The sequence below is a fragment of the Dactylosporangium maewongense genome (assembly GCF_039531485.1).
Taxonomy (GTDB): Bacteria; Actinomycetota; Actinomycetes; order Mycobacteriales; family Micromonosporaceae; genus Dactylosporangium; species Dactylosporangium maewongense.
In genome coordinates, this window is sequence record NZ_BAAAQD010000018.1 from 98,041 (window position 1) to 119,328 (window position 21,288).

Here is a 21,288-nt window from a genome sequence, read left to right on the forward strand (position 1 = left end):
CGGTTTTTAGGGGTGGGGGTTCCTTCCGTTGGCCGCCGCCAGGAGCCTGCCGAGGCCGGGGTCGTCGTCCAAGGCATCCTTGGCCTGGCCCCACTTCTCGGCCGCCTCCGCCGCGTAGTCGAACGCGGCGGACTTGAACAGTCCATGGTGGACGGTGAACCACAGCGTCCAGGTGACGTTGGACGCGACTTGATACAGCCGGACCCTCGCGCGGAGGGCCTCGTCGGCTTCGGCGAAGTACTCCCCCGCCAGCAGGCCGACCAGATCCGGGTCGTAGTCGGCCTCCGCGGCGATGTCGCCGAGCTCGAATGCGGGGTCGTTGTTGCCGGACAGCTGGTAGTCGATGATCCGCACACCGTCGCCGGTGGCGATGAAGTTCTCGGCGAGCAGGTCGTTGTGGCACGGCACGCGCGGCAGCGGCCGCGCCGCCAGTGCCCTTTCCAGGGCATCCACTGTGGACGAGCGGTCCAGGTAGCCGTCCGGCAGCGGCAGGTCGTGCCGCGCGCAGACGCCGAGCAGCTCGGCCCGCTTGGCGAAGATGTCGAATTCGTTGCCGAACGCCGGGCCGGCGTGCAGCCGGCGGCAGGCGGTCGCGATGGACGGGACGATCTCGGGGCGGCGCACGTCGGCGGCGCCGAGGGTCCGGCCCGGGAGGTACTCGATGACGACCGCCGGGACGTCCGGCAGGACCTCGTAGACCTGCGCGCCGACGGTCCGCGCCGCGAGCACGGTGTTGGCGATCTCCTGCTCCGGCGGGACGCCGAGGCCGGCGGCGGACACCGCGGGCTCCAGCACCCGCAGCACGTAGGGCACCCGGTCGACGTCGACCCGGTAGATGTGATGGGACAGCCCGCCCTGCAGCCGCTGCCATTCGACCGCGCGGCCCACCCACGACGGGACCCGCTCCAGCAGGTCCGCGATGGACGGCACCGCAGTCATGGCACCCGGCCCCTTCGCCGCGCGGTCCACGCCGGTTACAGACCTTTTACACCCCGGGGACTGTAGTGACCGACGTCATAGTGGGGCACAGTTAACGCCTGCCACGGCCGGTCGTCAAGAGGGATCTTCGCGTTTACCGGTATCGCTTCAGACCTTTTACAAGCCCGGCACGCGGGATCACAATCATGCAATGTCGGACCTTCCAGCAGCCGCCCGCGCGGTGGTCGTCGGCGGCGGCGTCGCCGGTTGCAGCGTGGCGTATCACCTGGCGCGACTCGGCTGGACCGACGTCGTGCTGCTCGAACAGCACGAGCTCACCGACGGCACGACCTGGCATTCGGCCGGCTTCGTGGGGCAACTGCGCTCCACGATCAGCCAGACCCGGATGATCATGTATTCGTCCGGCCTGTACGCCGAGCTGCGCACCCTCACCGGGCTGGACCCCGGCTGGCGGGGCGTCGGCGGGCTGCGCCTGGCGACCACCCCTTCGCGCGTCGAGGAGCTGCGCCGGCAGGTCAGCTCGGCGACCACGTACGGCCTGGAGCTCGACCTGCTGACCGCCGCGCAGGCGAAGGAGCGGCTGCCGCTACTCGACGTCGGCGACGTCCTCGCGGCCGGCTGGCTGCCCGGCGACGGCTGGCTGGAGCCCGCGCAGCTGGCCGCCGCGCTCGCCGCGGGCGCGACCGCGCTCGGCGTCCGGATCGTCACCGGGGTCCGCGTCACCGGCGTCGAGACGGTCTCCGGCCGAGTCGCCGCGGTCACGACGAGCGCCAGCCGGATCGCCACCGAGGTCGTCGTCAACGCCGCCGGCGCCGCCGCGGGGCACGTCGGGCGGCTCGCCGGCGTCGACATCCCGATCGTGCCGATCAAGCACCAGTACGTCGTCACCGGCGCGCTGGACGGCGCCGGCTCCACAGTGGACATCCCTACGGTCCGGGACCCCGACCGGATCGTGTACTTCCGCGGCGCCCCCGCGCCGGTCGGCGGCCTGCTCGTCGGCGGCTACGTGCGGCAGCCGGCGCTGTGGGACGACCCCGACCCGCTGTCGGCGGCGCGGACCCTGTTCGAGCCCGACCTGGACACGTTCGCCGAGTCGTGGGGCAACGCGCGGCACCGCGTCCCGGCGCTGCGCACGGTCGGCATGGACCGGATCGTGCACGGGCCGGAGGCGTTCACCCCGGACGGGGAGTTCCTGCTCGGCGAGACCTCGGTCGCCGGCTTCTGGGTCGCCGCCGGGTTCTGCGTGCACGGGCTCGCCGCGGCCGGCGGCGTCGGCAAGGTGATCTCCGAGTGGATCGTCGGCGGCGCCCCGGAGTGGGACGTGTCCACGATGGACGTCCGCCGCTTCGGCGCCCACGCGGCGAGCCGCACCTGGGCGGCGGCGAAGGCGCTCGACGGCTACTCCCGCTACTACGACGTGGTGTACCCCGGGCAGGAGTGGACCGCCGGCCGCCCGCTGCGGCGCTCCCCCGTGTGGCCGCGCCTGGCCCCGCTCGACGCCGCGCTCGGCGAGAAGGCCGGGTGGGAGCGGGCGAACTGGTTCGGCGTCAACGCGGCGCTCGCCGTGCCCGGCGTCACCGCGCCGCGCGGATGGGCCGGGCGGCACTGGTCGCCGGCGATCGCCGCCGAGGTCGCCGCGACCGCCACCGCCGCCGGGCTGTTCGACCAGTCGTCGTTCGCGAAGCTCGACGTGCGCGGCCCGGGCGCGCTGCGGCTGCTGCAACGGCTGTGCGCCAACGACGTCGACCGTCCGGCGGGCGGGCTCACGTACACCTCGATGCTCAACGCCCGCGGAGGGGTCGAGGCGGACCTGACCGTGACGCGACTCGGCGAGGCACACTTCCGGATCGTCACCAGCACGGCCAGCGGGGTGCGGGACGCGGCCTGGATCCGCCGGTTCGCGGGGCCGGACGTGCTGGTGGACGACGTCACGTCGGCGCACGGCTGCCTGTGCCTGTGGGGGCCGGCGGCCCGCGACATCCTCCAGCCGCTCACCGACGCGTCGCTGGCCAACGCGGACTTCCCGTTCATGCGTGCCGCACGGCTGACGGTCGGCCCGGTGCCGGTCCTCGCCCAGCGGGTCACCTTCGTCGGCGAGCTCGGCTGGGAGCTGTACGCGCCGGCCGAGTACACGCTGACGCTGTGGGACCTGCTGATGGAGGCCGGCGCCCCGCTCGGGCTGCGGCCGGGCGGCTACCGGGCGATCGACTCGATGCGCCTGGAGAAGGGGTACCGCGTCTGGGGCGCCGACCTCACCACCGACACCGACCCGATCTCCGCCGGCCTCGGCCCGTTCGTCGCGCGGTCCAAGGACTTCATCGGCCGGGACGCCCTTCCCGACGCCCCCGACCGGGTGCTGCGCTGCCTCGTGCTGGACGATCCCGCCACCGTCTGCCTCGGCGGCGAGCCGGTCCGCGTCGACGGCGTGCCGTGCGGACGGGTCACGTCCGGCGGGTTCGGCTACCGGGTCGGGGCGTCGATCGCCTACGCGTACCTGCCGGCAGCGACGCCGATCGGCACCCCCGTCGAGATCTCCGTCTTCGACCGCTGGTCCCCCGCCGTCGTGCGCGCCGAGCCCCTCTACGACCCGAAGATGCTCCGGGTGCGCGCCTGATCCTGCTTCGCGGACGCGGGTGCGGGTGCGGGTGCGGGTGCGGGTGCGGGTGCGGTCAGGGCTGCTCGGGCCTGTCGATGACGCGCAGCCAGGAGCCGTCGGGCTGGCGGCGCACGACCTGGACGCGGCCGCCCTTGCCGTCGGCGGACCGGGTCCCGGTCAGTGCCAGGTCGCCGTTGAGGACGGTCGGCGTGAGCGGCTCCAGCGCGAAGTGCGGCACGTGCTCGATCATCGCCTCGCAGACCTTCCGGATGGCGTCGCGACCGACGGTGGTCTCGCCCGGCGGGTAGGCCAGGACGGCGTCCGGCTCGTACAGCGCGGCGAGCCCCTCCGCGTCGCCGGCGTTGGCACGCTCGACGAAGAGTCGGGTCAGGTCCTCGGGTGTCTTCGCTGTCGCAGTCATGCCTCCACCGTGCGCCCGTTCGACGTATAACTCCAAGACCTGTTCCTGCTGACTTCTAGCATCGGTGCTTATGGAGCTGCATCAGCTGGTGTACCTGGTGACCGTCGCCGAGGAGGCGAGCTTCACCCGCGCGGCGGCCCGGCTGCGGGTGGCGCAGCCGGGGGTGAGCGCGCAGGTCAGGAAGCTGGAGCGGGAGCTGGGGCAGGAGCTGCTGGACCGGTCCGGCCGGGAGGTCCGGCTGACCGCGGCCGGCGCGGCGGTCCTGCCCTACGCCCGGGCGGCCCTCGCGGCCGTCGAGGGTGCCCGGCAGACCGCCGCGGAGCTCGCCGGGCTGGCCCGCGGCCGGCTCGCGATCGGCACCGTGACCTCGCACGACGTCGACCTGCCCGGGGTGCTCGCGGACTTCCACGCCGCGCACCCGGGGGTCGAGATCACCCTCACCGAGGACACCACCGACCGGCTCGTCGAAGGGCTGCTCTCCGGGCGTCTGGACGCGGCGGTCATCGCGTACGACACCCCGCCGCCCGACCTCGACGTGCGCATGCTCACCGACGAGGCGATCGACGCCGCGGTCGCCACCGGTCACGCCTGGGCCCGGCGGTCGGCGGTGCGGATCGCGGACCTGCGGGACCGGCCCCTCGTCTGCCTCCCCGGCGGCACCGGCATCCGCGGCATCCTCGAGTCGGCGTGCGCGGCCGCCGGGTTCGCACCGCGGGTGGCGTTCGAGGCGGGAACGCCGCAGGTGGTGGCCCGGCTGGCCGCGCGCGGGCTGGGCGTGGCGATCCTGCCGGCGTCGATCGCCCGCGGCTTCGACGGGCTGCACGCGCTGCGGATCACGCGCCCCGCGCTGAGCGGCCGGCTCGGCCTCGCGTGGCGCCGCACCGGCCCCCGCTCGGCCGCCGCCGCGGCGTTCCTCGCCCGCTTCCCGTCCCACGGGGCCTGATCACGGGGCCTGATCACGGGGCCTGATTACCAGGGCACCGGACCGTCCTCGTCGTAGAAGCCCCCGGTCGGGCCGTCCGCCGGGAGGGTGGCCAGGCGGACCGCCGCGATCGCACCCTGCGCCGGGGTCCGCGGGCCGGCGTGGCCGTTCATGTCGGTCGCGCAGTAGCCGGGGTCGGCGGCGTTGACCTTGATCGCCGTCGCGCGCAGCTCGTTGGCGTAGGAGACGGTGACCGCGTTCAGCGCGCTCTTGGACGCGTTGTACGCCAGCAGCGGGTTCTGCGCGTACACGTGCGACGGCTCCGTGGTGAACGCGAGGGACCCCAGCCCGCTGCTGAGGTTGACGATCCGCCCCGCGTCGGAGCGCCGCAGCGCGGGCAGCGCCGCGTTGGTGACCGCGACGACGCCGAACACGTTCGTCGCGAACGTGTTCCGCAGCAGGTCGACCGGGGTCCCGCTGGGCGGCGCGCCCCGCTCCAGCAGCACGCCGGCGTTGTTGACCAGCACGTCGAGCCGCTCCAGGGCCGCCAGCCGGCCGACGCTGTCCTCGTCGGTCACGTCCAGGGTGATCGCCGTCGCGAACGGGCCGAGCGCCGCGGCCGCCTCCTTGCCGCGCACCGCGTCCCGAGCGCCGACCAGGACCTTCATGCCGTGCCTGGTGCCGAGCAGCTTCGCGATCTCGAATCCGATGCCTTTGTTCGCGCCCGTGACGAGGGCGACGCGTGGTTCGTCCATGCCCGCCACGCTGCCCGCCGGGCGGCGATCGCGGCAGAGCCGTGCCGAACATCGGATCGGCGGTCCCTGGTTGGCGCCTGGCCTGCCGCCGCGCGGTCCGGCAGCATGGAGCGCATGGACCGGGAACAGCTCGCCGCGTTTCTCCGCAGCCGTCGGGCGAAGGTCCTCCCGGCCGACGTCGGCATCGACGGCGGCGCCCGCCGGCGCACCCCCGGCCTGCGCCGCGAGGAGGTGGCCCGGCTCGCGGGCATCTCGGTCGACTACTACGCCCGCCTGGAGCAGGCCCGCGGCCCCCGCCCGTCCCGGCAGGTGCTGGGCGCGCTCGCCCGGGCGCTGCGCCTCCACGACGACGAGCGCACCTACCTCTTCCAGGTCGCCGGCGAGCAGCCCGCCCTCCCCGCGGGGCCGTCGCCGCACGTGTCGCCGGGCATCCTGCACCTGCTGGACCGCCTCGACGACACTCCCGCGTTCGTGATCGACGCGAAGTACGACCTCCTCGCCTGGAACCCGATGGCCGTCGCGCTGATGGGCGACCCCACCGCGACAGGCTCACGCAACATGATCTGGAACCTGTTCACCGGCCCGACCGGCCTGACGTCGCAGGAAGCGTCCCGGTTCGCCGACGAGTGCGTCGCGGACCTGCGGGCCGCCTCCGTCCGGTACCCCGGCGACCCCGGCATCCAGTCGCTGATCGCACGCCTCCGCTCGACCAGCCCGGACTTCACCCGCCGCTGGGACGAGCACCAGGTGTGCGTCCGCCGCGTCACGACGAAGCGCTTCGAGCACCCTGTCCACGGCGAGCTGGTCTTCGACTGCGAGGTCCTCGACCTCGCCGACGCCGGCCAGAAGGTGATCTTCTACACCGCCGAGGCGGGCTCGCACAGCGCGTGGGTGCTGTGCTCGCTGCGCCAGCGCCCCGCGTACGCGGGCTGACCCGCCGTCAGTGGCGGGCGGCCTGGGCGATCTGGTTGCGGAAGCCGGGGCCCAGGGTCGAGGCCTTCGCCGACTCGTGGGTGAGGCGGGCGCTGAGCAGGCCGCCCTGGCGGGCGATCCCCGCGGCGAGCGCCGGCACCAGCGGCAGCAGCCAGTCGGCCAGGAGGCCACGGGCCGGCAGGTATGCGACGAGCAGCACGGCGAGCGCGACCGCGACCCCCTCGACCATGCCGCGCCAGGCGCCCCGGCCCGAGGCGGCGACCGCCTCGCGGCGGGTGATCGTGGCGGTGTCCAGGCCGTCGAGCGCCCTGGTGTCGCGGCGGCCGAGGTTGAAGCAGGCACACCCGACGCTCGTGGAGACGCCGAGCACCGTCGCGGCGACGACGCTCCTGGTCAGCAGGACCGTCAGCCCGAACACCGCCCCGCCGGCCCCGCAGGCGACGAGGGCGCGCAGCCACTCCTTCTTGTCCCCCGGGTACCAGTAGTAACGCGTGGTGTTGGGCGTCAGCTGCCGGATGATGTGGCCCATGCGAAGCTTCCCTTGTTCAGCCGGGTGGCCTCTTGATCATCCTGCACGCGGGGGCAGTTTGCGGAGAAATGGCGGTTTAGAACAGTACGGTCGCGAAGGTGCCCACCTGCTGGAACCCGCACCGTTCGTACACCGCGCGGGCAGGGGTGTTGTAGTCGTTGACATACAGGCTGACCGATGGCGCCACCCGCCGCAGGGCGTCGCGCACGATCGCGGCGATCCCGCCCCGGGCCAGCCCCCGGCCGCGCCACTCCGGCGCGGTCCAGACGCCCTGGATCTGCGCGGTGTGCTTGGTGACCACCGCCAGCTCGGCCTTGAACACGACCTTGCCGTTGATCACCCGCGCGTAGGCCCGGCGGGCCCGGACGAGCTCGCCGACCCGCTCCCGGTAGGAGCGCTCGCCGCCGTCGGCGGTCGGTGAGACGCCGACCTCCTCGGTGTACATCGCGACCGCGGCCGGGAAGAGCAGGTCGATCTCGTCGGGCCGGACGAGGCGCACCCCGGGGTCGGCGGGCACCGGCGCCGGCGACGAGGTCGCCATCAGCGGCTGGTTCGGCCGTACGTCACGCGCCGGCCCCCACGAGGGTGCCAGCCGGCTCCACAGGCCGAGGACCGCGTCGGCGGACCCGACGATCGACGAACAGCCGCGCGGCTCACCCGCGACCATGTCCGCGAACGCCGCGACGGCCGGCGCCGAGGCGTTGACGGGGATCAGGTTGGCGCCGAGCCAGCACAGCGACTCCAGGTGGCGGCGCGAACCGTAACCGAAGATCCGGGCGTCCTGTCGCCACCACGCGAGCCCGGCCATCGAGATCCGCTCGGCGACCTGGGCGCCGCCGAACGGGTCGCCGTCGAGCAGCCGCTCGACCGCGCCGCGCTCGGCGTCGCCGAGGAGCCTCGCCGCCACCGTTAGCATGCGTACAAGCCTGCCAGATTCACCCGGGGACAGCCGCACATACCCGCCGCCGCCGTCCCCGTGTCAGGCACTAGTGGACCGTGACCGAGGGTCCGAGGCCGCGCAGCTCCTCGGGCAGATCGACGCCCATCTCCTCGGCGAGGCGCAGCGCCTCCTCGACCAGGGTCTCCACGATCTGCGACTCGGGCACCGTCTTGATGACCTTGCCCTGGACGAAGATCTGCCCCTTGCCGTTGCCGGACGCGACGCCGAGGTCCGCCTCGCGCGCCTCACCCGGACCGTTGACGACGCAGCCCATGACCGCGACCCGCAGCGGCGCCGGGAACCCGTCAAGCGCGGCGGTGACCTGCTCCGCCAGGGTGTAGACGTCGACCTGGGCGCGGCCGCAGGACGGGCACGAGACGATCTCCAGGCCGCGCTCGCGCAGGCCGAGCGCCTCGAGGATCGCGTTGCCGACCTTGATCTCCTCGACCGGCGGCGCCGACAGGGAGACGCGGATCGTGTCGCCGATGCCCTCGGCGAGCAGCGCGCCGAACGCGACGGACGACTTGATCGTGCCCTGGAACGCCGGGCCGGCCTCGGTGACGCCCAGGTGCAGCGGGTAGTCGCACTGCTCGGCGAGCTGCCGGTACGCGCGGATCATCACGACGGGGTCGTTGTGCTTGACCGAGATCTTGATGTCGCGGAAGCCGTGCTCCTCGAACAGCGAGCACTCCCACAGCGCCGACTCGACCAGCGCCTCGGCGGTCGCCTTGCCGTACTTCTCCAGCAGGCGCTTGTCGAGGGAGCCGGCGTTGACGCCGATGCGGATCGGGATGCCCGCGTCGGAGGCCGCCTTCGCGATCTCCTTGACCTTGTCGTCGAACTGGCGGATGTTGCCCGGGTTGACCCGGACGGCCGCACAGCCGGCGTCGATCGCCGCGAACACGTACTTCGGCTGGAAGTGGATGTCGGCGATGACCGGGATCTGCGACTTCTTCGCGATCGCCGGCAGCGCCTCGACGTCGTCCTGGCTGGGCACGGCGACCCGCACGATCTGGCAGCCCGAGGCGGTGAGCTCGGCGATCTGCTGGAGCGTGCTGTTGACGTCGGCGGTGAGCGTGGTCGCCATGGACTGCACGGACACCGGCGCGCCGCCACCGACCGGCACGGAGCCGACCATGATCTGGCGTGACTTGCGGCGCGGTGCGAGCGCCGGCGGGGGGACGGCCGGCAGGCCGAGGCTGACAGCGGTCATGGAATGCGCCACCTGTTTCAGGTCTTGTGATCGTCTACTTGAGGCTGATCGGGTTCACGAAGTCGGCGGTCACCGTCAGCAGGACGAAGACGCCGAGGATGCCTATCACGCCCAGCGTGATGGGCGCCAGCTTGTAGTAGTCCACCCGACCTGGGTCGGGTTTGCCCAGCTTGGCCGCGAACCAGGACCGCACGCGCTCGAACCAGGCGATCGCGATGTGACCGCCGTCCATCGGCAGCAGCGGGAACAGGTTGAAGATGCCGAAGAACAGGTTCAGGCTGGCGAAGAGCAGCAGCAGCGAGGCCCAGTCGCCGATCTCGAACAGCTCGCCGCCGATCCGGCTGGCGCCGACGACGCTGACCGGGGTCTCCGGGTCGCGCTTCTCGCCGAAGATCGCCTTGAACAGGTTGGGCACCTTCTCCGGGATGTCCTTGAACGAGGCGAACGTGCGGTCGATCAGCGACCAGGTGATGGTGAACGTCTTGTCGACGCCCTCGACCGGACCGTACGAGACGTGCGGGATGTCCGAGGTCCGCGGGGCGATGCTGATGCCCAGCAGGCCGCCCTGCTCCAGGTCGTCCGCGGTGATCTTGTCGGCGGGCTTGACGACGTCGGCCTTGATCCGCTGTGCCTCGGGGATGGCGGCGGTGCCGCTGAGCGTCTTGCCGTCGCGGGTCCACGTCACCGCGACGCTCTTGTTGGTGGCCTTCTTGAGCTCCTCGCGCAGCACGCTGGAGCTCGGGGTCGCGACGCCGTCGATGGACGTGATCAGGTCGCCGGACTGCAGGCCGAGCTGCGCCGCCGGGCTCTTCGGGTCCCCCTTGGCCAGGTCGCAGGCCTTGGGCGCCTTGGTGGCGGGGTCGTACTCCCACTTGGTGCTGATGCACTCGGCGACCGGGCCGACGCGGACCGGCCAGGAGTCCTGCTTGGTCTCCGGGTCGGGGATGCCGACGAACGAGAAGAGCACCCACAGCGTGATGAGGGTGATCGCGAAGTGGGTGATGGAGCCCGCGCTCATCACGATGGTCCGCTTCCACACCGGGAAGCGCCACATGGCCCGTGGGTCGTCAGCGCCGGCGACGCCGGTCACCGGGTCGACGTCGTCCTCCTGGGGGGTCATCCCGACGATCTTCACGAAGCCGCCGAACGGCAGCGCCTTGATGCCGTACTCGGTCTCGCCGCGCTTGAACGACCAGATCGTCGGGCCGAACCCGGCGAAGTACTTGGTCACCCGCATGCCGAACCATTTGGCGGTCAGCATGTGCCCCGCTTCGTGCAGACACACCGCGAACAGGATCCCCACCGCGAAGAGGACGATCCCCACCGTGAACGCCATCAGGCCCCTTCCCCGCCCGCGATCCGCTCGCGCGCATAGGCCCGCGCCCAGGATTCGGCGGCGAGCACGTCATCGACGGTACCTGGTTCGGCAAAGTCCGGTGCGTCCGTAAGGGTCTGCTCCAAAGTCTCCACAATTCCGAGGAATGGAAGCTCACCCGCTGTGAACGCGGCAACACATTCCTCGTTGGCGGCGTTGTAGATCGCCGGCCGGCACCGGCCCGCCTCCCCGGCCGCCTTGGCGAGGGCGACCGCGGGGAACGCCTCCTCGTCGAGCGGGCGCAGCTCCCACGTATGGGCCTTGGTCCAGTCCACGCCCGGCGCGGCGTCGGCGACCCGGTCGGGCCAGCCGAGGGCGAGCGCGATCGGCAGGCGCATGTCGGGCGGGCTGCACTGGGCGAGCGTCGAGCCGTCGTGGAACTCGACCAGCGAGTGGATCACCGACTGCGGGTGGACCATGACGTGGATGTCGCGGTACGGCACCCCGAACAGCTCGTGAGTCTCGATCACCTCGAGGCCCTTGTTGACGAGCGTGGCGCTGTTGATCGTGACGACCGGCCCCATGTCCCAGGTCGGGTGGGCGAGCGCCTCCTGCGGGGTGACCCCGACGAGCTGCTCGCGGGTCCAGCCGCGGAACGCGCCGCCCGACGCGGTCAGGATCAGGCGCCGGACCTCCTTGGCCGCGCCGCCCCGCAGCCCCTGCGCGAGGGCCGAGTGCTCCGAGTCGACCGGGACGATCTGGCCCGGCCGGGCGGCGGCTCGTACGAGCGGACCACCGGCAACCAGGGACTCCTTGTTGGCCAGGGCCAGGATGCGCCCGGCGCGCAGGGCGGCGAGCGTCGGGGCCAGGCCCAGCGAGCCGACGACCCCGTTGAGGACCATGTCGCACGGCCACTGCGCCAGCTCGGTCATCGCGTCGGGGCCGGCAAGGATCTTCGGCAGCCGGAAGTCGCCGGTCGCCCAGCCGCGGCGGGCGGCCTCGGTGTAGAACGCGAGCTGCAGGTCCTGCGCGGCGGTGGCCTTCGCCACGCCGACCGCGTCGACGCCGAGCTCCAGCGCCTGCTCGGCGAGCAGGCGGACGTTGCCACCGCCGGCACCGATCGCGACCACTCGGAACTTGTCGGGATTACGACGGACGATGTCGATCGCTTGGGTGCCGATCGAGCCGGTCGAGCCCAGCAGGACGATCTCGCGGGGGATCACCCGTCCATTGTCTCAGGCGTGCACGTGTCGAGGTGGCCGACCGGGTGCCGATGCCGCGGGGGCACACAGTGGTGCGCCCCCGCGACCGACCGTCATCGCGGTGAATCCCAGATGCCGTCCCCGTTAGTACACATGTACCAATTATAGATCATCACTTGCCACCGAGCAATCGAATTACGGAGCCACTCGGTGCAGGTCACGCGGGAAGAGCGTGGTCTCGCGGACGTTCGAAGCGCCGGTCAGACGGGCCATGAACCGCTCCAACCCGATCGCGAACCCGCCGTGCGGCGGCATGCCGTGACGGAACGCCTCGAGGTACGTCTCCAGCGACCCCGTGTCGTGGTTCAGGGCCGCCAGGTAGTCCTCGTGCCGGTGCAGCCGTTGACCGCCCGTGACCAGCTCAAGGCCCCGGAACAGCAGGTCGAAGGAGTTGGACCAGCGCGGCTCACCCGGCTGGGGGTGGGTGTAGAAGGGCCGCTTGCGCATCGGGTACCCCTCCACGTAGAGGAAGTCCGAACCGTGCTCCCGCGCGGCCCACTCCCCCAGCGCGCGCTCGTGCTCCGGGGCGAGGTCGGGCTCGTCCTCCGGTGCCCCCGCGATCTTGAGCGCCTCCTGGAAGTGCAGCACCGGGATCTGCGCCGGCACCGCCGCCTGGAACCCGAACTCCTCCACAGCGCCGACCATCGCCCGGATCACCTCGGTGAGCACGGCCATGACGTCGCGGTGGTTCTCGATGAACCCCAGCTCGGCGTCGAGGGACGTGTACGTCGCCAGGTGGCGGGACGTGTCGTGCGGCTCCGCCCGGAAGACGGGGCCGACCTCGTACACCCGCTCGAAGACACCGACCATGGTCTGCTTGTAGAACTGCGGCGACTGCGCCAGGTACGCCTTCGCGCCGAAGTAGTCGATCTCGAACACGTTGGCGCCGCTCTCCGTGGCGCTGCCGACGATCTTCGGCGTGAACACCTCGGTGAAGCCCCGCTCGTCCAGCGCCCGGCGGAACGCGCCGACCGCCTTCGCCGACGCCGCGAACACCTTCTTGCGCTGCGGGTGCCGCAACGTCACGGCGGCGTGGTCCAGCAGCATCGGCAGCGACGCGTTGAGCTCCGGCCGGAACAGCTCCACGGGCGGCGGCTCGGCCTCCCCCAGCACGGTGAACACCGGCTCGACCAGCTCCACCCCGCCGGGCGCCGCCTCGTTGGCGACGACCCGCCCCGTCACCGCGACGACCTGCTCCTCCGCCGGCACCGCCGACTCCTTGCACACGATCTGCAGCAGGCCTTCGCGGTCGCGCAGGACCACGAACGCGACCTTGGCGAGCAGCCGCCGCCGATGGACCCAGCCAGCGACGTTCACCGTTTCGCCGATGTACTGAGGAAGCTGGCTGGACAGGATGCGATGCATGACACCTCCCGAGAGACTCCGCTCCCCGGAGGTGTGGGCGATGGGGCCGGTCGCGGTGCCACCACACCTTCGCCACGGCATGCCGCCGTGACCTCGATGCAACGGCTCAGCGGTAGCACCACCATGCGTTCGTCAGGCGCGGATGCGTCCGCCTCATCGCCGTACCCATCGATCATAGGCAAGTTTTCGGTTCCGCCGCGACGGGAAATCAACCCGCGTGAGCAGCACCCGGCAGGTCCCCGAAACGCGCCTGATGTCCCGCGACGACCTCTCCGCCGACGACGCCTGGCACACGCTGCGGCGACACGGCGGCTGGTGCCTGCTGCGCGACGCCTTCCTGCGCTTCCGGTACGGCGACGGCTTCAGCCACGCGCGCGCCCTCGGGCTGCAGTTCTGCCTCGCGATCGTGCCGTTCCTGATCGCCCTCACCGGTCTTGTCAGCAAGCTCGGCGTCGCCGAGGGCGGCGAGGTCGTCGCGGACACCGTCCTCGCCCTCACCCCCGGCGCCAGCGACCAGCTCGTCCACGACCTGCTCGCCGACTCCGAGCGCGCCGAGGACATCGGCGAGTTCGCCCTCACCGCCGGTCTGCTCACCGGGATGGTCGCCCTCACCACCGCGATGGCCCAGATCGAGCGTGGCGCCAACCGCATCTACGGCGTCGAACGCGACCGTCCCGCCCACCTCAAGTACGGCCGCGCGGTCCTGCTCGCCGCCGGCGCCGGCATCCCCGCCCTGGCCGGCTTCCTCATGCTGGTGGCCGGCGGCGACCTCGGCCGCTCCGTCCGCGCCCACTACCCCTCCTGGGGCGCCCCCGTCGACGCCGTCTGGCAGTTCCTGCGCTGGCCCTTCAGCGTCGCCCTCGTCGTCACCGCGGTCGCCGCCATCTTCCGCTTCGCCCCGCGCCGCCGCCAGCCCGCCTTCTCCTGGCTCCTCTTCGGCGCCGCCCTCTCCACCGCCTTCTGGTGGCTCATCAGCGCCCTCCTGGCGTTCTACGTCAGCAGCAGCGACGCCTTCGGCGCCACCTACGGCGCCCTCACCGGCATCATGGCCCTCCTCCTGTGGGCGAACCTGACGGGGATCGCCCTGTTCCTGGGGATCGCCTTCGGCGCCCAGCTGGAGGCCCTGCGCGTCGGCGTCCCCGAACCCGTCGTCGAGGACCAGTGGGTCCCCGTCGACGAACAACTCGACCGCGACCCCGACACCGACCCCCAGGCCTTCGCCCACAACCAGCTCAACACCCCCACCCGCTGACTCCCCTGCTCCCAAGCGATTCCGGCAGCCAGAACCACCACAACCATCCGGGGATCACGAGACGAGCCACCTCGACACCGCTGCGGAAGCGGGACTACGAGCCGACCGGTAATAGCTTGGTCGCCGTAGCCCGGCCGAGACCAGCGCAGCAACGCCGCTTCCCCGATGACCGCGGACCCCAGCCAGGATCAGCCCCGGCCAGCCAACGACGACACCCCCGGCGGTCGGACCGGAGTCCGAGAACCCGAGAGCAGCCAGCAGCCGTGCCACGACGGATACCCCGACTCGGACGCTCCCGGGACAAGCCCAAGCTGACGCGACCAACCAGGCGAGCGGCTGGCAGCCACCAGCTGGGACACAGGGGTTGCCGCCACCGGCAGCTCTGCGACCAGCCGACGACAACACCGCAGCCAACGGTGCCGCACAGACGAACCCCCCTCGGCGTCCGCGGCGTTCAGCCCCGTGGGCAGGCCCAGGCTGGTGCGGGACGGATCAGGCAACACCGACGGACACCAGCCAGAACACGGGAAGGTCTCCACCGACGACCCCGCAGGCAGCCGAACACACCACCGCAGCCAACGGCCCAGCGCAGACGACCCCTCCCTGCCACCCGCGACGGCCAACCCGTGGACAAGCCCAGACCGGCGCGGGGCAAGTCAGGCGAACACCCACAGACAGCGACCGGAACACGGGAACGCCGCCGCCGACCCCCGCGACAGCCGGGGAGCGGTCAGGAGCGGGTCAAGTCCGCCTTCAGGTGCGGGCACCGGCATTGCATGATCCAGTCGCCCAGCTGGCGGCCAGGAGCCCAGCCAGCACGCCCAGCCAGCACCCCAAGCACGCCGAGCACCCCAAGCACGCCGAGCACGCCGAGCGGGAACGCCGGAGCCGGGTCAGGCGGTGGGGGTGAGATCCCGGGTGAGTCCCGGGTGGGGCGGTCAGCCTGGTAAGGGCTGGCGGGCGGCGGTGGGAACGCGGGGGTTGCCGAGGTCGGCGCGGTGGCCGGCGGCGCTGCCCGCGTCGAAGCCGCCGCCCGTCAAGCGGCGGGGGCGGGCGGTACGCAGGTCCGGATACTGCTCGTCGACCGCCACGTCGACGGCGCGGCCCCGGTCGGCCAGGACGAGGGCCATGCCCGGCTGGTCGGGGGTGGCGGCGCGGCTGCGCTCGTCGGCCTCGGCGAAGCGGTGGGCGACCGCCGAGCCGAAGCCGATGAGCCAGGAGCGGCGCCAGGCGGCGACCTGCTCGCCGGGCGGGACGGGCTCGGTGAGGACGCCGCGGGCCGCCTGGACGAGCAGGGATGCGAACAGCAGCTCGACGCCGGCGACGTCGGACTCGAAGCCGAACAGGTGCATGGAGATGCGCAGGCCGTCGCGGGTGCGGTGCTGCAGGCGGACCGAGCGGCAGCGCAGGGAGGTGGCGACCACGTGCAGGAGATGGGCCTTCTCGCGCAGATACGGCGGGTGCAGCTCGACCAGCCGGTTGCCGACGGTCTGCGGGCGCAGGCCGTCGGTGGCGGCGAGCAGTGCCTGATCGATGCCGTACTTGCCGATGAGCTCGGCGGCCTTGGCGGTCAGCGCCTCGGCCTCTTCCCGCGTGCACGCGGGATCCTCGGCCTTGGCGAGCAGCTTCCGAACCTTCTCCAACACGAACAGAGGCTACCGCCGACCTACGACAATTCCGCCGCAGCGCCGTCCCCGGAAGCAGGAGCAGGAGCAGAAGCCGGCGCCGAAGCACCGGCAGCACGGGAGCGCAGCTCGTGCCCCACGCTCGTCAGGCAGCGCCCGCTGGGCAGGTCGAACTTCCAGCCGTGCAGCTGGCAGGTGAGCGTGTTGCCGTCGACGATGCCGAAGCGGGTCAGGTCGGCCTTCAGGTGCGGGCACCGGCGCTGCACGATCCAGTCGCCCAGCTTGATGTCCTCGGCGTCGGGCTTCTGCTCGGCGAACCAGCCCTCCGCGTACTGCAGGCGCTCCTCCGACAGGCACTTGAAGAACGAGTAGACGAACTCGTTGTACTGGCCGATGCGGGTGGCGGTGAAGCGGCAGGACAGGAAGAGCGAGTTGACCCAGTCGACCTCCTCGATGAAGAGGAGGTGCTCGATGAGGGCGCGCTCGGTGCGGAAGCGGTAGCGGACCTTCTCGTCGGCGTACTGGCGGACCTGCTTGCCCGGGAAGTCCACGACGATCGACTCGACGGAGGTGCCGTCATACCCCACCAGGTCGAAGCGGACCGGGCCGCCGACGCCCTTCGCGAGGTAGACGGACTCGTCGAGCAGCGGCTCGATGCGCCGCTTCATCTCCTTGAGCACGTCGACCTCGGGGTGCCGCCAGGACGCCTTCGCGGCCTCGATGATCGGCCGCTTCCGGTCACGCATCTCCTCCAGGTGCTCCCGCTTGTGCGCGAAGAACTCCTCCACGTCGACCGGGTGCACGGTGGAGACCGAGTCGGGGGTCACCGTCATCACCGACCCGGGCAGCAGCACCGTGGAGTTGGTGCCGCCGTGCTTGGCGTACTCCTGCTGGAACACCCACTGGTCGGGGAAGATGTTGCCCTCGTCACCGAAGATGTCGTTGAACTGCCAGAGCTCGTCGTCGAGGAAGCACGGCGGCCCCGCGATGGGCACCACGTGCGAGGCCTTGAGGTCGTCGATGTACCGGAAGGTCCGGTCGAACTGCCGGTCACGCTTCTGCTTGCCGAACGCGGTCTTCGCGGCCTGCGGCAGGTCGTAGACCATCGGGTACCAGATGGCGCCGGAGAACTGGAGCAGGTGCGCGTGCACATGGCCGAGCTCGGCATACGTGGTGAGGTCGGTCGGGCGGGCGTCGTTCTGGTTGAGGATGCGGACGCCGTTGTGCTCGACCCACAGCGAGGAGTCACCGATCGGCCCGTCGGTCGGCGAGGTGAGCGCCTGGATCATGATCTTCAGGCCGCCGTCGAGCTCGTGGACGTGGTCGCTCTTGGTCTCCAGGAACCTGGTGAAGCCGAGCGCCTCGAGCTCGTCGCGCATCTCCGACGTGGGGAACTCGGGCAGCAGCACCGTCGCCTTCTTCGACACGAAGCGCTTCAGGTGCTCCGCGTCGAAGTGGTCCCGGTGCAGGTGGGACACGTAGAGGTAGTCGCAGTCGCCGAGCGTCTCCCAGTCGAGCAGGGAGTTGTCGGGGAACGGGAACCACGACGCGAAGTACGCCGGGTTGACCCACGGGTCACAGAGGATGCTGCCGGCATCGGTGTCGATGCGCAGGCTGGCGTGTCCCGTCCCGGTGATCCGCACCGCGTTCCTCCCTCGAACTACAACTGGCATGCCGCTCCGACGCTACCCGACCGACCCGCAACCGTCGGTCCGGGTGCCGCATGCCAGACTTTGTCGCGAAGCACACCTGCAGCGAAAGGACGCGTCGTGGCCGAGCACGAGCCTGTGACCTCTCCCGACCAGCACAAGCCGGGACACCCGCGGGCCGCCCGCTTCGGTGCTGCCGTCACCGTGCTGCTCATCCTCGGGATGCTGGTCGGCAACCACAAGGGCCGGGTCGAGGACATCTGGTTGATCGCGACCGCCGGTGTACTGGTGCTCGCCCTCGTCGGAGACTGGGTGCTGCGCCGGAACGGCCTTCGGTAGTCGCTGGTCGTACATGCGGCAAAGGCGCACCGGAAGCACCGGTGCGCCTTTTCGCGTCTGCGCTCAGCGGCGGCGCATCACGAGGTCACGGACCTCCTTGAGGGCGGCGTCGACCTCCGCCTCGAAGTAGCCGCCGGGCACCAGGTTGAAGTGCGACGGGTCGAGGTCACCGTCGGTGAGCGGGCCGCCACGGCCGGACAGCGACGCCATGACGCCCTCGAACAGCCGGTCGACCTGCGCGCGGTCGTAGCCGCTGCCGAAGCGGCGCAGCTGGAACGTGCGGCGCAGCTGGTCGATGCGGGCCACCTCGGTCGACTGGTGCTGCACCGGCGCGCCCTGGGGCGGGCCGCCGTAGGGCTCGCCGTACGGGTCGCGGTCGGGGCCGCCGCCATACGGGTCGCGGTCACGGTCGGGCGCGCCGCCGTAGGTCGCCGGCTCGGGCCGGTCGCGGTCCATGCGGATCTCGGCGGTCATGTCCGCGCGCGGCTGGCGCGGCGCCTCGTAGCCCCGGTCGTCGTCGAAGGCGCCACCGTACGTGGGCTCGTCGTAACGGCCGTAGTTCGGGTCGCGGGGCGGGCCGGCGGGAGCGGGGGCCGGCCGCGGCGGCAGGGGCGGCGGCGGCGCCATCGGCGGGGGGCCCATCCGCTCGGGCTGCATCCGCTCCATCGGGGGCGGACCCATCCGCTCCGGCTGCATGCGCTCCATGGGCGGGGGGCCCATCCGCTCGGGCTGCATCCGCTCCATCGGGGGCGGGCCCATCCGCTCGGGCTGCATGCGCTCGGGCATCCGCTCGGGGGCCATGCGCATCTCGCCGCTGCGCATCTCGCCGCCGCGGGAGTCGAGGGCGCGGCCGAAGCCACCGCCGCCGCGCTCCTCCAGCTCGGCCAGCTGGCGCTCGACCCGGTCGAGGTGCAGGTCCACCTGCCACTCGTCATATCCGCCGAAGCGCACCCGGAAGACCACATCGTGGACCTCCTGAGCGCTCACCGGCGCGCCCATCGGGTCACCGGAGAGGGTGGCCTCGACCCGGTCGAGGAACGAGTCGACCTCGTCGACCTTGTATCCCCGCCGCAGCGCACGGCGCCGGAACCGTTGACCCTGACTCACTGTGTCTCCTCGTTCGCTCGCCGTGCTAGCAAGCCTGTTTCACGCTCTCCCACCTTGCCACCGTTTGAGGCGGCAAGCTGCCCGCAGGCCCCGTCGATCTCCCGGCCGCGGGTGTCGCGCACCGTGGTCGCGACCCCTGCCGCCCGGAGGCGCCGGACGAACTCTCGCTCCACCGGCTTGGGACTAGCGTCCCACTTACTCCCGGGTGTCGGATTGAGCGGGATGAGATTGACATGCGCGAGACGGCCGGACAAGAGCCGGCCGAGCAAATCCGCCCGCCACGGGTGGTCGTTCACATCCCGGATCATTGCGTATTCAATGGACACGCGCCGACCAGTGCGAGCCGCATACTCCCACGCGGCATCAAGCACTTCGGCGACCTTCCAACGTTGGTTGACCGGCACGAGCGTGTCGCGCAGATCATCATCGGGTGCGTGCAGCGACAGCGCAAGCGTCACCGACAGCCCCTCCTGCGTCAACCGGCGCATCGCCGGGACCAGCCCGACGGTGGACACGGTGATGTGCCGCTGGGAGAGCCCGAGCCCTTCCGGGGCGGGGTCGGTGAGCCTGCGGACCGCCGCGACGACCCGGTTGTAGTTGGCGAGGGGCTCGCCCATGCCCATGAACACGACCCGCGACAGCCGGTCCGGGCTGCCGGGCAGGACCCCGCGGGCGGCCATCCCGGCGAACCAGACGACCTGGTCGACGATCTCCGCGGTGGAGAGGTTGCGGGTGAGCCCGGCCTGGCCGGTGGCGCAGAACGGGCACGCCATCCCGCAGCCCGCCTGGCTCGACACGCACACCGTCACGCGGTCTGGATATCCCATGAGGACGCTCTCGACGAGGGAGCCGTCGTGAAGCCGCCACAACGTCTTGCGGGTCGCCCCGTCGTCGGTGGCTTTCTCATGTACGGGGTGCAGCAGGCGCGGCAGCAGCGCTTCCGCGATCGCGTCCCTGCTCCTGGCGGGAAGGTCCGTCATGTCGGCGGGGTCGCGGACCAGCCGGCCGAAGTAGTGCGCCGACACCTGCCCCGCGCGGAACGCCTGCTCCCCCAGCTCGGCGACGGCGGCCCGGCGCCCGGCGAGATCGAGGTCGGCCAGGTGACGCGGTGGCATGGTCGCCCGGCGGCCGTCACTCGTCGTGCCGGTCGCGGTGGATTCGAGGTTCAGAACGGGAAGCTGTGTCATGACGTCTTCAAGTGTCCCATGCCGAGTCGCGTGATCTTCAGTACCGCTGGCCAAGGGCACTAGGACGGGGGCACCAGGAACGCCAGAACGGCGTACGCGGTCGGCAGGGCGAGCAGGATCGAGTCCAGCCGGTCCATGAGCCCACCGTGACCCGGTAGCAGGTTGCTCATGTCCTTGACGCCCAGGTCGCGCTTGATCAGCGACTCGCCGAGGTCACCGAGCACCGACGCGGCCGCGACCGCGACCCCGAAGACGACCCCGTGCCACCAGACGGCGTCGGACAGGAGCAGCGGAATCGCCACCGCGCTGCCGGCACCGGTCCACACGACCGACCCCGCGAAGCCCTCCCACGACTTCGCCGGGCTGACGGAAGGTGCCATCGGGTGCTTGCCGAGGAAGACACCGGTCACATATCCACCCGTGTCGGACAGCACCACGGCGACGATCGTCACCAGGACCCGCACCGCGCCGTCGGAGACGTCCTTGCCGGGGTGCGCGAGCAGCGCCGCGAAGGCGCCGAGGAACGGCACGTACACCGCGATCAGGGCACCGGCCGTGACGTCCCGCTGGTAGTCGCGGGGACCGCCGGCGAACCGCCACACGAACACCGCCAGCAGCGTCAGGAGCAGGCCGACCGGCAGGACCTCGGCGCCGCCGAACCAGGCGAGCACCACCATGGCCGACCCGCCGACGAGCAGCGGTGCGAGCGGCGGCCTCGCCTTGTTGACGCTGACGGCCCGGACCATCTCCCAGATGCCGACCAGGACGGCGAGCACCACCAGACCGAGGAACGCCGGGATCCACACGAAGAGCGAGGCGATGACCGCGCCGCCCAGGCCCACGCCGACACCGATCGCGGCGGGAAGGTTGCGGCCGGCACGGCGCTTGGGTTTCTCGCCGGCCGGCACTTGTTCGTTTGGCATAGACGCCTCGGGCGCG

19 protein-coding genes are annotated in these 21,288 nt (G+C 71.8%); 5 read left to right on the forward strand and 14 right to left on the reverse strand.

The annotated features are described in order from the left end of the window. Positions 1-6 precede the first annotated feature (6 nt). A complete protein-coding gene (locus ABD332_RS37800; protein WP_344507883.1) occupies positions 7-930 on the reverse strand; it encodes a phosphotransferase in 924 nt (307 codons plus the stop codon). 199 nt (positions 931-1,129) lie between these two features. Between ABD332_RS37800 and ABD332_RS37805 the strand changes: the two genes are divergently transcribed. Next, a complete protein-coding gene (locus ABD332_RS37805) occupies positions 1,130-3,553 on the forward strand; it encodes a GcvT family protein (protein ID WP_344507885.1) in 2,424 nt (807 codons plus the stop codon). Positions 3,554-3,608: 55 nt separating this feature from the next. On the opposite strand, the gene ABD332_RS37810 is transcribed toward ABD332_RS37805, so the two are convergent. After that, complete coding sequence (locus tag ABD332_RS37810) at positions 3,609-3,956, reverse strand: YybH family protein (protein WP_344507887.1); 348 nt, start codon at positions 3,954-3,956, stop codon at positions 3,609-3,611. A 70-nt stretch (positions 3,957-4,026) separates the two neighbouring features. On the opposite strand from ABD332_RS37810, the gene ABD332_RS37815 reads away from it, so the two are divergent. Further along, positions 4,027-4,899, forward strand: a complete 873-nt coding sequence (locus ABD332_RS37815; protein WP_344507889.1) for a LysR substrate-binding domain-containing protein — start codon at positions 4,027-4,029, stop codon at positions 4,897-4,899. A gap of 26 nt (positions 4,900-4,925) precedes the next feature. On the opposite strand, the gene ABD332_RS37820 is transcribed toward ABD332_RS37815, so the two are convergent. Continuing rightward, positions 4,926-5,633, reverse strand: a complete 708-nt coding sequence (locus tag ABD332_RS37820) for an SDR family oxidoreductase (protein ID WP_344507891.1) — start codon at positions 5,631-5,633, stop codon at positions 4,926-4,928. Between the two features lie 114 nt (positions 5,634-5,747). Here ABD332_RS37820 and ABD332_RS37825 point away from each other — a divergent pair, with 114 nt between their 5' ends. Beyond that, positions 5,748-6,566, forward strand: coding sequence for a helix-turn-helix transcriptional regulator (locus ABD332_RS37825; protein ID WP_344507893.1), 819 nt, complete (start codon positions 5,748-5,750; stop codon positions 6,564-6,566). Positions 6,567-6,573: 7 nt separating this feature from the next. Here the strand turns inward: ABD332_RS37825 and ABD332_RS37830 are convergent, their stop codons facing one another. From ABD332_RS37830 to aspS, 6 genes are all read right to left on the reverse strand, one after another. Further along, positions 6,574-7,095: a hypothetical protein gene (locus tag ABD332_RS37830; RefSeq protein WP_344507895.1), complete on the reverse strand. Its 522-nt coding sequence runs from the start codon at positions 7,093-7,095 to the stop codon at positions 6,574-6,576. A 76-nt stretch (positions 7,096-7,171) separates the two neighbouring features. Then, positions 7,172-8,011 carry a GNAT family N-acetyltransferase gene (locus ABD332_RS37835; protein ID WP_344507896.1) on the reverse strand — a complete coding sequence of 280 codons (840 nt, stop codon included), beginning with the start codon at positions 8,009-8,011 and terminating at the stop codon, positions 7,172-7,174. A gap of 70 nt (positions 8,012-8,081) precedes the next feature. Then, on the reverse strand, positions 8,082-9,248 hold the full coding sequence (ispG, locus tag ABD332_RS37840; RefSeq protein WP_344507898.1) for a flavodoxin-dependent (E)-4-hydroxy-3-methylbut-2-enyl-diphosphate synthase: 1,167 nt from the start codon (positions 9,246-9,248) through the stop codon (positions 8,082-8,084). A gap of 34 nt (positions 9,249-9,282) precedes the next feature. Further along, on the reverse strand, positions 9,283-10,584 hold the full coding sequence (locus tag ABD332_RS37845) for a M50 family metallopeptidase (protein ID WP_344507900.1): 1,302 nt from the start codon (positions 10,582-10,584) through the stop codon (positions 9,283-9,285). After that, on the reverse strand, positions 10,584-11,771 hold the full coding sequence (dxr, locus tag ABD332_RS37850) for a 1-deoxy-D-xylulose-5-phosphate reductoisomerase (RefSeq protein WP_344508175.1): 1,188 nt from the start codon (positions 11,769-11,771) through the stop codon (positions 10,584-10,586). The genes ABD332_RS37845 and dxr overlap by 1 nt, the downstream gene beginning before the upstream one ends. Before the next feature lie 189 nt (positions 11,772-11,960). After that, positions 11,961-13,190 carry an aspartate--tRNA(Asn) ligase gene (gene aspS, locus ABD332_RS37855; protein WP_344507902.1) on the reverse strand — a complete coding sequence of 410 codons (1,230 nt, stop codon included), beginning with the start codon at positions 13,188-13,190 and terminating at the stop codon, positions 11,961-11,963. Between the two features lie 217 nt (positions 13,191-13,407). Between aspS and ABD332_RS37860 the strand changes: the two genes are divergently transcribed. After that, positions 13,408-14,442 carry a YihY/virulence factor BrkB family protein gene (locus ABD332_RS37860; protein WP_344507904.1) on the forward strand — a complete coding sequence of 345 codons (1,035 nt, stop codon included), beginning with the start codon at positions 13,408-13,410 and terminating at the stop codon, positions 14,440-14,442. Positions 14,443-15,380: 938 nt separating this feature from the next. Here ABD332_RS37860 and ABD332_RS37865 read toward each other — a convergent pair. Both ABD332_RS37865 and ABD332_RS37870 read right to left on the reverse strand, forming a co-directional pair. Continuing rightward, positions 15,381-16,088 (reverse strand): DUF2786 domain-containing protein, encoded by a 708-nt coding sequence (locus ABD332_RS37865; RefSeq protein ID WP_344507906.1) that lies wholly within the window; start codon positions 16,086-16,088, stop codon positions 15,381-15,383. 20 nt (positions 16,089-16,108) lie between these two features. Continuing rightward, entirely contained in the window at positions 16,109-17,704 is a 1,596-nt protein-coding gene (locus ABD332_RS37870) for a Rieske 2Fe-2S domain-containing protein (RefSeq protein ID WP_344508177.1), read from the reverse strand. Between the two features lie 132 nt (positions 17,705-17,836). Between ABD332_RS37870 and ABD332_RS37875 the strand changes: the two genes are divergently transcribed. Then, positions 17,837-18,055, forward strand: a complete 219-nt coding sequence (locus ABD332_RS37875; protein WP_344507908.1) for a DUF2631 domain-containing protein — start codon at positions 17,837-17,839, stop codon at positions 18,053-18,055. A 63-nt stretch (positions 18,056-18,118) separates the two neighbouring features. On the opposite strand, the gene ABD332_RS37880 is transcribed toward ABD332_RS37875, so the two are convergent. The 3 genes from ABD332_RS37880 to ABD332_RS37890 are packed head-to-tail and all read right to left on the reverse strand — an operon-like array spanning position 18,119 to position 21,272. Next, complete coding sequence (locus ABD332_RS37880; RefSeq protein WP_344507910.1) at positions 18,119-19,162, reverse strand: DivIVA domain-containing protein; 1,044 nt, start codon at positions 19,160-19,162, stop codon at positions 18,119-18,121. Beyond that, the gene (gene rlmN, locus ABD332_RS37885) at positions 19,159-20,349 is read right to left on the reverse strand and encodes a dual-specificity RNA methyltransferase RlmN (RefSeq protein ID WP_344508179.1); all 1,191 of its coding nucleotides are present in this window, start codon (positions 20,347-20,349) and stop codon (positions 19,159-19,161) included. Before rlmN ends, ABD332_RS37880 begins: the two co-directional genes overlap by 4 nt. 59 nt (positions 20,350-20,408) lie before the next feature. Then, a complete protein-coding gene (locus tag ABD332_RS37890; RefSeq protein ID WP_425552351.1) occupies positions 20,409-21,272 on the reverse strand; it encodes a phosphatidate cytidylyltransferase in 864 nt (287 codons plus the stop codon). Positions 21,273-21,288: the final 16 nt, after the last annotated feature.